The 16,558-nt window shown below is 71.7% G+C and carries 5 protein-coding genes; all 5 read right to left on the reverse strand.

Features of this window, described 5'->3' with window-relative positions; translation table 11 throughout:
* Window positions 1-8 precede the first annotated feature (8 nt).
* The 5 genes from OG782_RS02335 to OG782_RS02355 all read right to left on the reverse strand — a co-directional run bounded on the left by OG782_RS02335 (window position 9) and on the right by OG782_RS02355 (window position 16,521).
* Window positions 9-1,709, reverse strand: coding sequence for an ABC transporter ATP-binding protein (locus tag OG782_RS02335; RefSeq protein ID WP_406447703.1), 1,701 nt, complete (start codon window positions 1,707-1,709; stop codon window positions 9-11).
* The gene (locus OG782_RS02340) at window positions 1,696-12,594 is read right to left on the reverse strand and encodes an amino acid adenylation domain-containing protein (protein ID WP_406447704.1); all 10,899 of its coding nucleotides are present in this window, start codon (window positions 12,592-12,594) and stop codon (window positions 1,696-1,698) included. The genes OG782_RS02335 and OG782_RS02340 overlap by 14 nt, the downstream gene beginning before the upstream one ends.
* A 61-nt stretch (window positions 12,595-12,655) precedes the next feature.
* Window positions 12,656-14,449 carry an ABC transporter ATP-binding protein gene (locus tag OG782_RS02345; protein WP_406447705.1) on the reverse strand — a complete coding sequence of 598 codons (1,794 nt, stop codon included), beginning with the start codon at window positions 14,447-14,449 and terminating at the stop codon, window positions 12,656-12,658.
* A gap of 43 nt (window positions 14,450-14,492) precedes the next feature.
* The gene (locus OG782_RS02350) at window positions 14,493-15,551 is read right to left on the reverse strand and encodes an iron-siderophore ABC transporter substrate-binding protein (protein WP_406447706.1); all 1,059 of its coding nucleotides are present in this window, start codon (window positions 15,549-15,551) and stop codon (window positions 14,493-14,495) included.
* A 115-nt stretch (window positions 15,552-15,666) separates the two neighbouring features.
* Window positions 15,667-16,521 (reverse strand): ABC transporter ATP-binding protein, encoded by an 855-nt coding sequence (locus OG782_RS02355; RefSeq protein WP_406447707.1) that lies wholly within the window; start codon window positions 16,519-16,521, stop codon window positions 15,667-15,669.
* Window positions 16,522-16,558 lie beyond the last annotated feature (37 nt).

A 16,558-nucleotide genomic window follows, 5' to 3' on the forward strand; every position in this document is an offset into this window, starting at 1 on the left:
CCAGCGGCTCACCGGGCCACCGCCAGGCAGTAGGCCTCGTCGGTGGCGAGGAGGTTGCGATGGGTGTCCTCGGCCGTGATGACGCCGTCGTCCAGGACCAGGACCCGGTCGGCGGCGTCCAGGACGGCGGGGCTGCTGGTGATGACGACGGTGGTGCGGCCCCGGCGCAGCTTCGCGATGTTGCGCGCGATGAGCTGTTCGGTGACCGCGTCGACGGCCGTGGTCGGGTCGTGCAGGACCAGGACGTCGGTGTCGGCGGCCAGGGCGCGGGCCAGGGAAAGGCGTTGGCGCTGCCCCCCGGAGAGGTTCGCGCCGCGGTCGCGGACCCCGTGGTCGAGGCCTTCGCGGTGCAGGGCGACGACGTCGGTCAGCATGGACGCCTCGACGGCCTCGGGGACCGAACCGCTCGTGCCCGACGGATCGATGTTCGTACGCAGCGTGCCCGCGAAGATCTCCCCGTCGTACGGGTTCACCAGCATGTGCTCACGGACCGCCTCGACCGACAGGCCGGCGACCTCCCGGCCGCTGACCCGTACCGCTCCCTCGTAGGCGTGCGGCGGGACGTTCACGGCCAGGACGGCGGCGAAGTCGGCCGCCGCGCGCGGCTGGTAGGCGGCGACCGCCACGAACTCGCCTGCGGAGACCCGAAGTCTGAGCCCGCGCAGCGCCCCGTACCTGATCCCGTCGATCTCCAGGTCCCCGCCCGCCGCCGGGCGTTCGGGTCCCGGCGTCGTCACCGGCGGCGCCGCGAGCACCAGCGCCATGCGCTCGGCCGAGGCGCGCGCCATCATCACGTACTTCGGCATCTCCGAGAACATCTTGAGCGGTTCCATGATGAACTGCGCGAGACCCACGGCCATGACGAGTTCACCGATGTTGATCTGTCCGTCGAAGGCGAGCCAGCCGGCCGTCAGGGTCACGGCGGCGGCGAGGACCGCGTTGAGGGCGAGTGCGGCGCCCGCGTACGCGCCGTTCACCCGGGCGACGGTGACCGCCTGGTGCTTCGCCTCCGTGCTGACCTTCCGGTAGGAGGCGAAGGCCGCGTGGTTGCCGCCGAAGCCGTGCAGCGGGCGCAGGCCGGTGATGAGGTCGGCGACCTTGGCGCCGGCCCGCGCCACCCGGGCCTGCTGTTCCTGGGTACTGGCGCCGATCCGCTTGGACATCACGCTCAGGATCGACAGGATCACGACGGTTCCCACGATCACCAGCAGTCCGAGCCGTATGTCGGCCAGGCCCAGCGCGACCGCCGCGACGAGAACCGCGACCAGCGAGCTGATCAGGAGCGGCACCACCTCGATGATGTCGGCGGTCTGGTCGGCGTCCTCGGTGGCGATGGTGAGGACCTCGCCGGACTTCAGGTCGACGTCCCGGCCCACCGGCTGGAGTCCGCACTCCGCGACCTGCACCCGCCAGCGGTGCGCCTCCGTCGTGTTGGCCTTCTGCAGGACGCGCATCCCGAACCGCCAGGACAGCGAAACGGTCGTGATGATCACGGCCAGCGCGCCGATCGAAAGACCCAGCGAACCGAGGCTCCGGTCCTGGAGCGTGTACTCGACGATCAGGCCGAGCGCGATGGGGAAGGCCGTCTCGCCGGCCTGGTACAGGCCCATGAGGACGGTGCCCCAGATCATGGCGCCGACGTTGCGGCGCAGCGCGGTCCGCAGGATGGCGGTCCCCTGGCGGGGCCGCTGGGTGTCAGGATTCTTCATCGAGGTGACCGGCAATCGCTTCGGGGGTTCGCAGGGTGAGCAGGTCACGGATGGTGATGACAGGACCGTACTCCCTGCGGAGCAGGCCGATCAGACGCACCGCCAGCATGGAGTGCCCGCCGAGGGACACGAAGTCGCTCACCGCGCTCACCTCGTCGTCGTCCAGGTCCAGCGCCTCGGCGAAGAACTCGCACACCGTGATCTCGGTGTCCGTCCGCGGTGCGCGCTCGGCCGCCGTGGTCAGGACACCCAGTGGCCTGGCTTCCGGCAACGCCTTGGTGTCGGCCTTCCCGTTCACGGTCAGCGGGATGCTGTCGACCTCGGCGTAGTGCGTCGGGCGCAGGAAGTCCGGGAGCGCGGCGCCCACCTCGGCGGCGACCGTGGCCAGGTCCGAGTCCTCCAGCACCAGGTAGGCGGCCAGCCGGTGGGATCCGTCGACCTGCGGGTCGGGCTGGGCGACCGCGGCGGTGAACCGCACCGCCGGGTGCGCCGCGAACGCGGCCTCGACCTCGCCCAGTTCGACCCGGTGGCCCCGGATCTTGACCTGCTGGTCGGTGCGGCCCAGATACATCAGGTTTCCGTCGGGCCTTCGGACGACCAGGTCACCGGTGCGGTACATGCGCTCGCCGGGTTCGCCGAACGGGCAGGCGACGAACCGGTGCGCCGTCTGGGCGGACTGCCCGAGGTAGCCGCGTGCGATGCCGATGCCCGACACGTACAGCTCGCCGGGGACCCCGTCCGGCACGGGACGCAGCCACGGATCCAGCACGTACACGTCAGTGTTGTCGATCGCGACGCCCACCACCGGGTCCTGGCATTCGAAGGTGCCGACGCCCAGGGTGTTGATGGTGTACTCGGTGGGTCCGTACAGGTTGTAGCCGGCCGTGCCCTCGGTCTCGGCGAGCCGCTGCCACAGCGTCGGCGTGACGGCCTCACCGCCCAGCAGGACCAGCGCGGGCCGCCGTTCCGGGTCGTCGAGCAGTCCCTCGGCCACCAGTTGCTGGGCGTAGGTCGGTGTCACGTTGACGACGTCGATCCCGTGCTCCAGGCAGTACTCGACCAGCCGGGGCGCGTCCCGGCGCAGTTCCTCGTCGCAGATGTGCACCTCGTGGCCGTCGGCGAGCCACAGGAGCTCCTCCCACGACATGTCGAAGGCGAAGGACACGGTGTGCGCGATCCGGAAGACCCGGTTGCCGTGCTCCGCCAGCACCGGCTGGAAGATCCGGCGCTGATGGTTGATCAGCATGTTGGTGAGCCCGGCGTACTCGGTCACCACACCCTTGGGCTTCCCGGTCGATCCGGAGGTGAAGATCGTGTACGCGGGGTGCCGCAGGCGGTCCGGGTCGTCCGGTGCGAACGTGAGATACGGCTCCGCCGCCGGAAGCGGGCGGTCGAGCTCGATCAGGTCGCCGGTCAGCCGCGGCGACACCGCGCTCACGGTGAGGGTCACGTCCGGGCGGGCGGCGTCGACGATCGAGGCGATCCGCTCGTCCGGGTGGTCGAGCTCCAGCGGCACATAGGCGGCGCCGGCGCGCAGCACGGCGAACAGGGCCACGATCGAGTCGAGGGAACGCGGGATCGCGAGGCCCACGTTCCGCTCGGGTCCGATGCCGCGCCCGGCCAGGACTCCCGCCACCGCGCGGCTGCGGTCCCGGAGCTGGGCGAAGGTCATGGACGCGCCGCCGGCGACGAGGGCGACCCGCTGCGGATCACGGTCGGCCGCCCGGTCGAACCGGTCGACGACGGTGTCCGTGGTGACGTCCGTACGTCCGGTGGACCGCGGCCGCGGTCCCGGTCCCCGCAGTGCGCCGACCGGGCCGGCCGATCCGGCCAGGTCCTCCAGCACGCGCAGGTAGTCCTCGAGCAGGCCCCGGGCCCTGCCGGGGTCGTCGTCGCGGTGCTCCAGTTTGACCGTGAGCCGGTCGCCGGGGGTGACGACCCAGGTGAACGGGTAGTGGGTCGAGTCGTCGGCCTTCACCGAGGTGATGCCGTGCCTGGTGTTCATCGCGGCGAACGCGTCCATGTCCAGGAAGTTCTGGAGCACGAACAGGTTGTCGAAGAGGCTGTCGTGTCCGGCGGCCCGCTGGATCTCGCCGAGGCCCAGGTGCTCGTGCTCCATCGCCTCGACCCGGGCCGTCTGGACGGCCGTCAGGTACTCCCGGACCGTTTGCTCCGGCCGGGCGCGGGTCCACATGGGCACGGTGTTGAGCAGCACTCCGACGATGCCGGACAGTCCCTCGCCCTCCCGGCCCGAGACGGTCACGCCGAACACCGCGTCGCCGCGGCCGGTGTGCGCGCCCAGCAGGAGGCCGAACGCGCCGGTCAGGACGGAGTTCAGCGTGACGCCGTGCTTCCTGGCCGCCTCTCGCAGCAGTCCGGACAGTTCGGCGGACATGGTGTGCACGAGGGCGTGCGGCAGCTCGTCCGTGACGGCAGGCTGCGGTCCTGCGAGCAGCGTCGGGCCGGTGAGACCGCTCAGGTGCTCCGCCCAGAAGCGTTCCGGTACGGCGGGGTCCCTGGCGGCGAGTGTCCGGGCGTGGTCCTCGAAGCCGGGTGTGGCCGGGGCCGCGTCCAGTGGTTCGCCCGCGACGACGGCCCGGTAGGCGTCGAACAGGTCCCGCAGCAGGATCTCGCGGGACCAGCCGTCCCACAGCAGCAGGTGGTAGCTCAGCAGCAGGCCGTCGCGGTCGCCGGGCAGACGCACCACGGTGAGCCTGATCAGCGGTGGCTCGCCCGGGTCGAATCCGGTGTCGCGGTCCCTGGCGCGCAGGGCGTCGGCCTCCGCGTCGGTCGCCAGATGGACGGTGCGGACACCGACCCGCCGGCCGGCCCCGAGGACCTGGACCGGGTTGCCGCGGTCGTCGGTGGTGAAGCCCGCCCCCACTGCGGGGTGCCGGGCGATCACGTAGGCCATCGCCTCGGCGAGCGCCTCGGTGTCCAGGCGGCGGTCGAAGGTGAAGTAGCTCTGCGCGACATAGTGTCCGGCGGTGCCCGCCAGCTGTGCCTGGAAGTACAGGCCGCGTTGGAGGGGGGTGACCGGTGCGGTGCGCTCGGCCGTCGTGGAGGCCTCCGCGATGTGCTCCAGTGCGCTTCGCCAGTGCACCGCGATCTCGTCGGGAACGCCGTCGGCGAGGGTGAACGTCGCGTGCAGGCTGCCGGTGGCCTCGTCGGTCCACGCGTTGACCTCGACGGCGTACGGTGCGCCCTCGTCGGCGCCGTTGATGTGCGGTGCCTGGGACTCGCCGCCCCGGCCGAGGTAGTTGAAGAGCACCTGCGGGCGGGCGGTCAGCAGCGGGGCCGTCTGCGGGTTGAGGTACCTGAGCCGGCCGTAGGCGATGTGCCCGTCCTCGTCCGGCTGGCGTTCGGCCAGTTCACGTGCGGCCTCGACGGGGTCGGTGTGCGCCGTGAGCCGGACGGGTGCGATGGCGGTGAACCAGCCGACGGTACGGGTGTAGTCGTGGTGCTCCAGCACCGGGACCCTGCCGTGCCGCTCCAGCTCGATCGCGAGATCGGTGGGTTCCGGCTGGATCCGGGTCAGCGCGGTGCGCAGCGCGCCGCACAGCAACTCGGTGAGGCCGACGCCGAGTACGGCGGGCGCGGTGCGTGTCACCCGGTCGCTCACCTCGGGCGCGAGCACGACGGTGGTCTCACGCGGATTCCGGACGGCGGGCAGCAGTGCGGGGGCCGCGAGCGTGGTGAGCCAGTCCCCGAGGCCTCCGGCCGCCCGCGCCGACCGGGCGCTCAGGGCCTCGGCGTACTCGGCGTAGGACGTGGTCGGCGGTGCCGGGGCCTCTCCGCGCAGAGCGGTGGACAGGTCGTCGAGCAGGATCGCCCAGGACACCGCGTCGACGGCGAGGTGGTGCGCGGTGATGACGAGGGTGCGGCTCCGCTCCAGCCAGGAGAACGCGATGACGTCCCCGCCCTCGGGGTCGAGGCGCCCGGCGGCTTCGTTCGCCGCGGCGCTCGCGTCGGCCGTGTCCGGCCGGTGGACGGTGACCTCGCGGTGGGGTTCGGTGCGCAGGGCCCACACACCGTGCTCGGTGTCCAGCTTCAGCCGCAGGACCGGGTGCGCGGCCACGACCGCATCGGCGGCGCGCCCGATGTCGGCGAATCGGGTGCCTTCGTCCGCGACCAGCGTCCTGGCCTGGGCGAACCGGGCGAGTGATCCGCCCAGTTCACGCCGGCGCAGGATGATCGGCGTCGGTGTCAGCGGGCCGTCCTCGCGGTGGACGGGTACGGGTGCCGCAGCCGTCGGGGTACGCGTCCGAAGCTGTTCGGCGAGCGCGCGCGGTGTCTTGAACAGGAAGACGTCGCGCGGTGCGATCGCCAGTCCGAGCGCCCTGGCCCGGTTGACGACGGTGATGGCGAGGATGCTGTCCCCGCCGGCCATGAAGAAGTCGGTGTCCTCGTCCACGGCGGAGCCCGGCAGCGTCCCGGCGAAGATGCCGGTCAGCGCGGTGAGCGCGGAGCCGGTCGCGGCCCCCGGGACGACGGGCTGCGTGGCGCACGCGGTCAGGGCCTTGCGGTCCAGCTTGCCGTTGACCGTCAGCGGCAGGGCGTCGGTGTATCGCACCTGGCCCGGCACCATGTGCACGGGCAGCTTCGCGGCCAGGAGGCCGGTGAGTTCGCCGGGCACCACGCCCACGATGTGCGCGACCAGGTGGTCGCCGCTGTCCGCCGCCGTGACGGCGACGTCGACGACGCCGTCGAGTTCCCTGATCGCGGACTCCACCTCACCGAGCTCGATCCTGAATCCCTTGAGCTGGACCTGGTCGTCGGCGCGGCCGGCGAACTCGAGCTCGCCGTCGAGCGTACGCAGGGCGAGGTCGCCCGTGTGGTACATGCGGGAGCCGTCTCCCGCGAACGGGTTCGCCACGAACCGGCCGGCCGTGAGCCCGGGCCTGCCGAGGTAGCCGAGCGAAACCTGGTCGCCCGCCACGTAGATGGCGCCCACCCGGCCCGGCGGCACCGGCCGGAGCCGGTCGTCGAGCAGATAGGTGTCCAGACCGGGTATCGGTCCGCCGATCGGGCTGGCGCCGGCGCCGGCACCGAAGTCCTCGTCGGTGAGCACCCGGTGGGTCACATGGACGGTGGTCTCGGTGATGCCGTACATGTTGACCAGCTCGGGCGAGCCGGTGCCGTACCGCTCGACCCAGCCGCGCAGCCGCGCGGGATCCAGCGCCTCGCCGCCGAAGATGATCCGGCGCAGTGCGGTGACCGGTTCACCGGCGTGCCGGTCGGCCTCGATGAACCGGTAGAACGCCGACGGCGTCTGGTTGAGGACGCTCACGCCGCGCTCGCGGACCAGCCGGTGGAAGTCCACCGGGGAGCGGGTCAGCCCGTATTCCGGCACCAGCAGTTCACCGCCGTGCACCAGCGCGCCCCACAGCTCCCAGACGGCGAAGTCGAAGGAGTACGAGTGGAACTGGACCCATACGTCGTGCGGGCCGAACTCCATGTCGGGCCGGGTGTTCGCCAGCAGGGTCACCACGGCGGAGTGCGGGACGACGACGCCCTTGGGCCGGCCGGTCGATCCGGAGGTGTAGATCACGTACGCGGGATCGTCCGGGCCGGCGACGGACAGGGGGCCGGCCGGTGCCGGTCCGTCCGGTTGCGGCATGTCTTCCCCGAGCACGAGCACCCGGGCCCGCACGCCCGCCCGGGTCAGCAGGCCGGTGAAGCGGTCCCGCTGCTCGGGGCTGACGAGAACGGCCTGCGGAGCGGAGTCGGCGAGGATGTACTCCAGGCGTTCGTCGGGGTAGGCCAGGTCCAGCGGTACGTAGGCGCCGCCAGCGCTGACGATCGCGATGAGGGCGACGATCTGTTCCGGGGAGCGCGGAACGGCGACGGCGACGCGTCGGCCGGGTCCGGCACCGGCCGCTCGCAGGGCGGCGGCCAGTTCGTCCTTGGCCGCCGCCAGTTCGCCGTACGCCATCGACCTGGTGGTGCCGTCGAGGGCGCAGTGGGTGACGGCGACGGCGGCCGGGTCACGGTGTGCGGCTGCGTCGAACAGTGCGCCCAGCGTGGTCGGGGTGACGGCAGCGGGACGCCGGCCGTCCTCGGCGGCCAGCTCCGCGACCAGGGCGTCCGGCCTGGTGAGCAGGGAGGTGAGGATCCGGGTGAAGGTACCCACGATCGCCTCGGCGCTCGCTTCCCGGAGCAGCTCGCCGTCGTAGATCAGATTGAAGCGCGGCCGGCCGTCGAGTGCGCGCTCCACGACCAGCGTCAACGGGTAGTGCGGGGCTCCCTCGTTCACGATGCCGGTGACGACGAGGTCGTCACCGGGTCCGCGCAGAGCGGCGACATCGGTGGCGACGTCGAACACCACCAGGGTGTCGAAGCGGGCGTCGGCGCCGGTCTGCCGGCCGATCCGCGCCAGCGAGACGTGCTGGTGCGCGAGCACCGTGCTGCGGTGTTCCCGTACGGAGGCGAGCAGGTCGCCCGCCGTGGTGGTACCGGTCCACCGGGCGCGTACGGGGACCGTGTTGATGAACAGACCCACCATGTCCTCGATGCCGGGGACATCGGCGTCGCGGCCGGAGACCGTGGAGCCGAACACCACGTCGGTGCCGTGCAGGATGCCGCCGAGGGTCAGCGCCCAGGCGCTGTGCACGGCCACGCTCAGCGGGACGCCGGCCGTCCGGGCGGCCGCGTCGATGTCGTCCGCGGGTTCCACGGCGGTGTCGGCGAACCGGTCGGACGGGGTGTGTCCCTCGGCTACCAGAGAGGGGCCGGGCAGGCCGGCGAGCTCGTCGCGCCAAACGCGGTCGCTCTCGTCGTCGTCGCGTCCGGCCAGCCAGTGCACGTAGTCGGGGAAGCCGCCGATCCGGTACGCGGTCCCGGGCCGGTGGTACTCGGCCAGCAGCGTACGGAGCATCGGTGGCACCGACCAGCCGTCGGCGATGATGTGGTGCACGGTCTGCACCAGCACGTCACGGCCGGAGCCCCCGCGGATGAGCGTGTACCGCATCAGCGGTCCGGTGGCCAGGTCGAATCCGGCGCGCCGGTCCTGCTCGGCGTGGTCGCGGATCTCCGTCTCGGTGATGCCGGGGCGCTCCAGCGTGGTGAAGGGTGCCTCGACGCCGCTCTCCAGTACGGAGACGACGCGGCCGTCGGCGAGGGCCACGAACCGTGCGGCCAGGTTCGGGTACAGGGTGAGCAGCCGGGTGGCCGCAGCCGCGAGCCGGCCGGCGTCCGCCTCGCCGTCCAGGGTCAGCAACTGCTGCTCGACGTAGCTGCCCGCCGAGTCGTCGTCGAAGACCGAGTGGAAGTACAGGCCCTCCTGCAACGGGGTCAGCGGCAGGATGTCCCGCAGGGCGGGGCCGTCCAGCGCGTCGACGTCGGCCTGGGTGAGCGCCACGGAGGCGAAGTCGCTGGGTGAGTGGCCGCCCTCGTCGAGCGCGGCCAGTCCGGTCAGGGCTTCGCGCAGGTACGTGGCGACCTTCGTGATGTCCTCGTCGGTGAACATGCCGTCGGGCCAGGAGAGGGTGGTGACGAGCTCGTACCCGCCGGCCGTCGCCGGTTCGGCGATGAGGTTGAACTCCAGGGCGCGCGGCAGGCGCATCCTCGGGTCGCGCTTCTCGCCCAGCTGCCCCGTGGAGCCGGCGGGCTGCCAGTCCCCGGATTCGCCCGAGTCGAATCGGCCGAGGTAGTTGAACAGCACCTGGGGCGCCGGTGCGTCGAACACGGTGTCGTTCAGGTAGCGCAGGGCGCCGTAGGAGACACCGTTGCCCGGCACGCCCGCGAGGTCTTCCTTGACCGCCTTGAGCGCGGCGGCCAGGTACGCGGGCGAGGTGGGGTCGGCTGCCGGGCCGGGGTCCACGGTGACCGGGAACAGGGTGGTGAACCAGCCCACGGTCCGCGACAGTTCCGGCTCGACACCCGCGGTGCCCGCCACGAACCGTCCCTCGCGGCCGTGCCCCTCGAGTTCGATGTGGGCGAACGTCTGGTCCTGCCCGAGGTCGCGCCGCCACCGGGCGAGGGCGACGGCGAGCGCGGTCAGCAGTACGTCGTTGACGCCCGCGTGGAACTTCGCGGGGACCTCGCCCAGCAGGGCGGCGGTGATCCCGGGGCCCACCGAGAGGGTCTGCTCCCGTTCCCGGGCGACGGTGTCGGACGCGGACAGCTCGCGCCTGCCCACCGGTCCGTCCGGTCCGGGCAGCGGGCGCCGGAACCAGGCGCGGTCCGCTTCGAACGCGGCGCTGCCGAGCAGCTCCGTCCAGCGCCGGAACGACGTGCCCACCGGGGGCAGTTCGACCGGTGTTCCGGAGGTGAGCTGCTGCCACGCCGTGGCCAGGTCCTCCATCAGGACCCGCCAGGACACGCCGTCGACCACCACGTGGTGGACGACCAAGACCAGTTGCCGTGCCCCGGGGCGCCAGACGGCGCGCAGCATCACACCGTTGTCCGGGTCGAGTCCGCCGGTGGCCAGTGCGACGCAGGCGTCGAGCGGCAGGCCGCTCTCCTGCCAGTCGGCGACGGCGCCGGCCGCCTCGGGGATGTCGAAGCCCCAGCGGTCGCCGCGCACCAGCCTGGCGCGCAGCATGTCGTGCCGCCGGACCACGGCGGTGAGGATGTCGTCGAGGGCGTCGGCGGTCAGGCCGGCCGGGGTGTTCAGCACCATCGACTGCACGAAGCCGTCGACCGCGTCCGTGGTCTCGCCGAGCCACTGCACGATGGGCGATCCCACGACGGAGCCGGTGGCCACGTCGTCGTGTTCCACCGCGGTCATGTCCTCGCGGCTCGCCACGGCCGCGAGCGCGCCGAGGACGCTGTGGGTGAAGATCTGGCGTGCCGTGACGTAGAGCCCGGCGTCACGCAGTGCGCTCAGCAGGGAGATCGCCAGGATGCTGTCTCCGCCGAGCCGGAAGAAGTCCTGGTCGACGCCGACTTCCTCCAGGCGCAGGACCGCGGCGACCGCGGCGCAGACGGCGTGTTCGTTCGCGGTGGTGGGCGCGATGACCGGGCCGGCCGAGAGCACGGGCTCCGGCAGCGCGCCCCGGTCGAGCTTTCCGTTCGCGGTGAGCGGGAACTCCCTCATCACGACGGTGTGGGCGGGCACCATGTACTCCACCATGTGCTCGACGGCCCATGCCCTGACCTCGTCCGCGCTCAGGTCCTCGTTCCCGGCCGCCGGGATCACGTACCCCACGAGGTAGGTGCCGCCCGCCGTGTTCTTCTTCGCCACGACGCAGCTGTGCCGTACGCCGGGGTGCTCGGCGAGACCGGCCTCGACGTCCTCGATCTCCAGGCGCATACCGCGGATCTTGATCTGGTTGTCGGCCCGGCCGAGGAAGTCCAGCGACCCGTCCGGGGCGAACCGGGCGAGGTCGCCGGTCCGGTACAGCCGGGATCCGTCGGCGGCGAAGGGGTTCGCCACGAAGCGGGACGCGGTCAGGCCGGCCGCGTTGACGTATCCGCGCCCCAGGAGGAACCCGCCCACGTACAGTTCGCCGCCGGCCCCGACCGGGACCGGGCGCAGTTCGTCGTCCAGTACGTACAGCTGGGTGTTGGGGTTGGCCCTGCCGATCGAGGTCGACAGGCGTTCCGCCGCGCCCCGGTAGATGACGTGCGAGACACCGATCGTCGTCTCGGCGGGGCCGTAGCCGTGGTACATGGGGATGTCGAGCCGGGTGCGGAACCGTTCGTAGAGCTCCGGGGTCAGCACCTCGCCGCCGCACCACACGTGCCGCAGGCTGTCCAGCTGTCCGGACTCCCCCGCGATCTCCAGGAGTACGTCCAGCATGGACGACACCAGGTAGGTGAAGGTGACGCGCTGCTCGGCTATCACGCTCAGCAGGTGGTGCGGGTCTCGCTCGCCGCCGGGCCGCAGGACAACCAGTCGGCCGCCGCACACCAGGGGCAGGAAGATCTCGTTGATGGAGATGTCGAAGGACAGCGGCGCCTTGAACAGTGACGCGTCGTCGTGCCCGAAGCCCAGGATCTCGTCGACCTGCCACAACAGGCGCTCGCTGATGGCCTCGTGACGGATCATCGCGCCCTTGGGCCGTCCGGTCGAGCCGGAGGTGAAGATCACGTACGCCAGGGCGGGTCCGGGGACGGCGACCTCGGCCCCGTCGGCGGGGAGGGGGTCGAACGCCCAGTCACCGAGGTCGACGGCCACCGCGTCAGGTTCGCCCGGGGCGTGCTCGCCCGAGCTGTTGAGCTGGAGCACGACCCGGGCGTCCTCGACGACAACGGCGCGGCGCGAGGCGGGCCACTGCGGATCGAGCGGTACGAACGCACACCCCGCCCGGAGCACACCGAGCAGTCCGATGACCATGTCGGCGGAGCGGCCCAGCGAGATGCCGACGACCTGCTCGGGGCCGAGTCCGCGTTCGGTCAGATGGTGCGCCAGCCGGCCGGAGAGCTCCGCGGCCTGACGGTAGGTCAGCGACCTTTCCTCGTCCACGATCGCGACGGCTTCGGGCCTGGTCCGCGCCTGCTCGAGGAACATCTCCACGATGGTCGGGCGGACCCGGTCGGCCGCGGTGTCGTTCCACTCGGCCAGGGCCTCGATCCTCGCGGCGGCGCCGGAGGGGCCGATGGAGCCGAGGGGCCGGTCGGGGAAGTCGGCGAGGTCGTCCAGCGCGAGCTGCGCGTCGGCCGGGGCGATGCCTTCGGGAACGGTGATACTGCGGCCGTCCGCACCGGCCTGCCAACCACCGGGGGCGCGGCCTCCGTTGTCGACCCATCCGAGGACGTCGGCGAACAGCGTGCCGGGGGTGAGGCCGATGCCTTCGGGGCTCCGGCCGGTCGCCCAGTAGGAGAGGCCGATGGCACACGCCTGGGCGATGGTCCGGTCGCTGTAGTCGCCGGTCCGCCGGCGCAGGCCGGCCAGGGCCGCACCGGAAAGCAGTGCGAGGCCGGTGCCCGTTTCCATCATCGAAGACTCCGCTTCCCATCCGAGGTAGACACTTAGCCTAGCCTAACTAAGGCTTACCTAACTAGACTGGGCTGCCTTCTCGCCAGGCCCGCCACAGTCGTGCGTACCGGCCGCCCAGGGCCACGAGTTCCTCGTGTGTCCCCTGCTCCACCACGCGCCCCGCGTCCATGACGGCGATCCGGTCCGCGGCCATCGCCTGGGTCAGCCGGTGCGCCACGAACAGCGTGGTCCGGCCGGCGCACGCGGCCAGTACGGCCCGTTCCAGTTCGGCGGCGCCCTCGCTGCCCGCCTCCGCGGTCGACTCGTCCAGCACCACCACCGGGGAGCGGGCCAGCACCAGCCGGGCCAGGGCGATCTGGGCCACCTTGGTGACATCCAGGCGCTCGCCGCCCTCACCGACCAGGGTGTGCAGCCCTTCGGGCAGGGCCTCGACCCACGCGCCCGCCCCGACCGTGTCCAGCGCGTCCATCAGTTCGGCGTCGGTCGCCTCCGGCGCGGCCAGCCGCAGATCGTCGGCGAGCGGACCGGAGAAGATGTGCGTCTCCTGCGTGAGGATGCTCACCAGGGCCCGCGCACCGGCCTCGTCCAGACCCGCCAGGTCGTGCGATCCGATACGCACCGAACCGGCCTGCGGTCTCCCGATGCCCGCGATCAGCGCGGCCAGGGTCGACTTGCCCGCACCCGTGGCCCCGACCAGAGCCAGCGAACCACCGGCCGGGATCGTCAGGCTGACATCCAGCAGGACCGGGTCCTCGGCATCGGGGTAACCGAACGTCAGCCCGTCCACCGTCACCCGGTACGGCACATCGTCCGCCCGCGCCACACCGGCATCGCCGACCAGACGGTCCTGCGCGTCCTCCCCCAGTACGCCGACCAGCCGGGTCAGGCTCGCGCCCGACTTCTGCGCCTCGTCGAAGGTGAACATGATGGCGCCCAGCGGGGTGAACAGCCGGTGGAACATCAACGGGGCGGACGACACCTCACCGAGGGTGGCCGCGTCCCCCTCGAGCAGGGCGTAGCCGACCACGAGGATCAGCACCAGCCCGATGAACTCGGCGCGGTTCTCCCGGCCGACGAAGCGGCCGAAGAACCGGAAGACCTCGATGCCCAGTTCGCGCACCCGCCACGACTCGGCCGTGACCTTCTCGCGGAACGCGCCCTCCAGGCGGTAGGCCCGGACCGTGTCGATCCCGTTCAGACCACTGATCAGCGCCTGCGCACGGTCGGCCTGGGCCGCTCGCTGCTTGCGGTAGAGCGGCGCGGAACGGGGAAGGTACCAGCGCAGGGCCAGTGCATAGGCGGGCAGCGCGCAGGCGCCCGCCAGGCCGAGCCGCCAGTCGAGCCCGAACATGCCGACCGTGGCGATGGCGACCAGCACCCCGGCCGAGAACACCGTGGGAATGGCGGACCTGATCCCTCTGGACAGCACCGCCACGTCGTCGCCCACCCGGGAGAGCACGTCCCCCCGGCCGACCTGCTCGATCCGCGCGCTGGGCATCCCCAGCACCGCACGGACGGCTCCCTCCCGCAGCGTGGCGAGCAGACCGGCGCCCAGCCGCCCGATCAGATACGTCGATCCGGCGGTCGCCGCCGCGCCCAGGAGCGCGGCGGCGACCATCACCGCCCCGATCGTGACCAGGACCGAACTCGATTCGCCCTCGACGACCCCGTCGACCACCTGGCCGAGCAGGAGCACCGGGAGCACCTGGAGCGCCGCCCCGGCCACCGTGGTGAGCACGGTGGCGGCCGTCAGCCAGGGCACCTCGCGGCAGTGTGCCGCGATCCACCGGGTGGCCTCGCGTCCGGTCGCCGTGCGCAGGGTGGCCGGGGCGACGGGGGCTTCGGTGGTGCTCACCCGCGGTCCGGGGCGGTCCGGGGGCGGGAGGGGCCGGCCGGCATCACTGGTCGACCGACTCGACGAGCTCGTCGATCGCGTACGGCAGGGACAGCAGCGTCCCCTGGGACATGGCCGCGCCGACCGCCGGGCCCTCACTGTCCAGCAGGTACGACACCCGCCCGTCCTTGACCGCCGACAGGTTGGAGAAGAGCTCGGACTTCTTCAGGGCTTCCTGGTCCGCCTTGTCGTTGATGACGAAGATACGGTCGACGTCGACCAGGTCCATGCGCTCCGGGGAGAGCACGGTGTAGAACTTGCCGCCCGCGATCTTGTCGATCTCGGTCGCACCCTTGTAGCCGATGCCCGTCACCAGCCGTCCGCGTACGTCGGTGGTGGTGAACGGTGCCACGGACTTGTCGTACCAGGACAGCGCGACGCCGGTCTGCTCGGCGAACTCCGGGTGCGCCTCGGCAGCCGCGTCGAGCTTGCCCTGGATGCCCTTCACCAGCGCGGTGCCCTCGTTCTCCTTGCCGAGCGCCTTGGCGATGTGGACCGCGTTGTCCTGCCACGGCGCACTGAAGGGCTCCTTCTCGCCCTTGGTGCGGCCCACCGTCGGGGCGATCTTCGAGAGCTTGTCGTACGCGGCCCGGTCGATCTCGGAGTAGACCGCGATGATCAGATCCGGCCGAAGCGCGGCGATCTTCTCGTAGTTGGGGCCGGAGTCACCGTTCTTCATGATGACCTCGGGGCGGGTGTCACCCCACTTGTCCTTCACCCAGGGCCACTGGGTGTTGATGTCGGGGGACTTGCCCGCGGGATTCGGGTACTGGTCGACCATGCCGACCGGCTTGATGCCGAGCGCCAGGACGGCCTGGTCGTCCGTGTAGCCGACGGAGACGACCCGCTGGGGAGCTTTGGCGATCTCAGTGGATCCGAACGCGTGCTCCACGGTGACCGGGAAGGCGCCGGCGGCAGCCGGGGCCTTGTCGCCCGCCTTGTCCGCCCCGTCCTTCGAGTCGGCGCCGCATCCCGCGAGAAGGCCGACGCCGAGGGCCGCCGCGGACAGTACCGCCGCCAACCGCCGCCATGACTTCGTGGACGTCGTTCTGTCGAGGAGCATTCCGAATCCCTTGCTTTCGCACTGTCCGCCGCGGCCCCATGTAAGGGCAGGCAAACCTTATCCCGTTGAAGTGAGGCTAGCCTAGCCTAACTTCCGTACTTCCTTGGCTGGGTGTTCAGTTGGGGTGAACGTGGGTGCGCCCGATCGGCACGATGAGCGGCCGGTCACCCACGGGGTCGTCGATCACGCGGGCACGCAGCCCGAACGCCTCGTGCAGCAGCTCGGCGGTGATCACGTCGCGCGGGTGCCCCTGCGCCAGGATCGATCCCTCCCGCATGACGACGAGGTTGTCGCTGTAGCGCGTGGCCAGATTGAGGTCGTGCAGCACCATGACCACGGTGCAACCCGACTCGTGCAGGTCGTCCACCAGGTCGAGCACATCGATGGCGTGCGCCAGGTCCAGGTAGGTGGTCGGCTCGTCCAGCAGCAGCAGGTCGGTGCCCTGAGCCAGGGTCATCGATATCCACACGCGCTGGCGCTGTCCGCCGGAGAGCGAGTCGACGGGACGGCCGGCCAGGTCGGACACCCCGGTCATGGCCAGTGCGAGCTCCACGACGGCGGCGTCGTCCGACGACCACTGCCGCAGCCAGCTCTGGTGGGGATGGCGCCCCCTGGCGACCAGGTCGGCCACCGTCAGCCCCTCCGGAGCGACCGGCGCCTGTGGAAGCAGGCCGAGTTTCTTCGCCACGTCCCTCGTCCTGAGTCCGGCGATGTCGTCGCCGTCCAGCACGACTGTGCCGCCGGCCGGCTTGAGCAGCCGGGTCAGCGTGCGCAACAGGGTCGATTTTCCGCAGCCGTTGGGGCCGATGATCGTGGTGATCACCCCGGGCGGGATCGCGACGTCGAGATCGTCGATGACGGTCCGTCCGCCGTACCCGACCGTGATGCCCCGGGCCATCAGCCGGGCGGTGTCCGTGCCGGTGTCCGTGCGCACCGGCGCGACCTCGGTGGTGATGTGGTGAGCGGCCACTAGCCCCCCTCTGTTCGGGTTGTCCAACTGGTCTGTC

The organism is Streptomyces sp. NBC_00876 (assembly GCF_045207435.1).
Classification (GTDB): Bacteria; Actinomycetota; Actinomycetes; order Streptomycetales; family Streptomycetaceae; genus Streptomyces.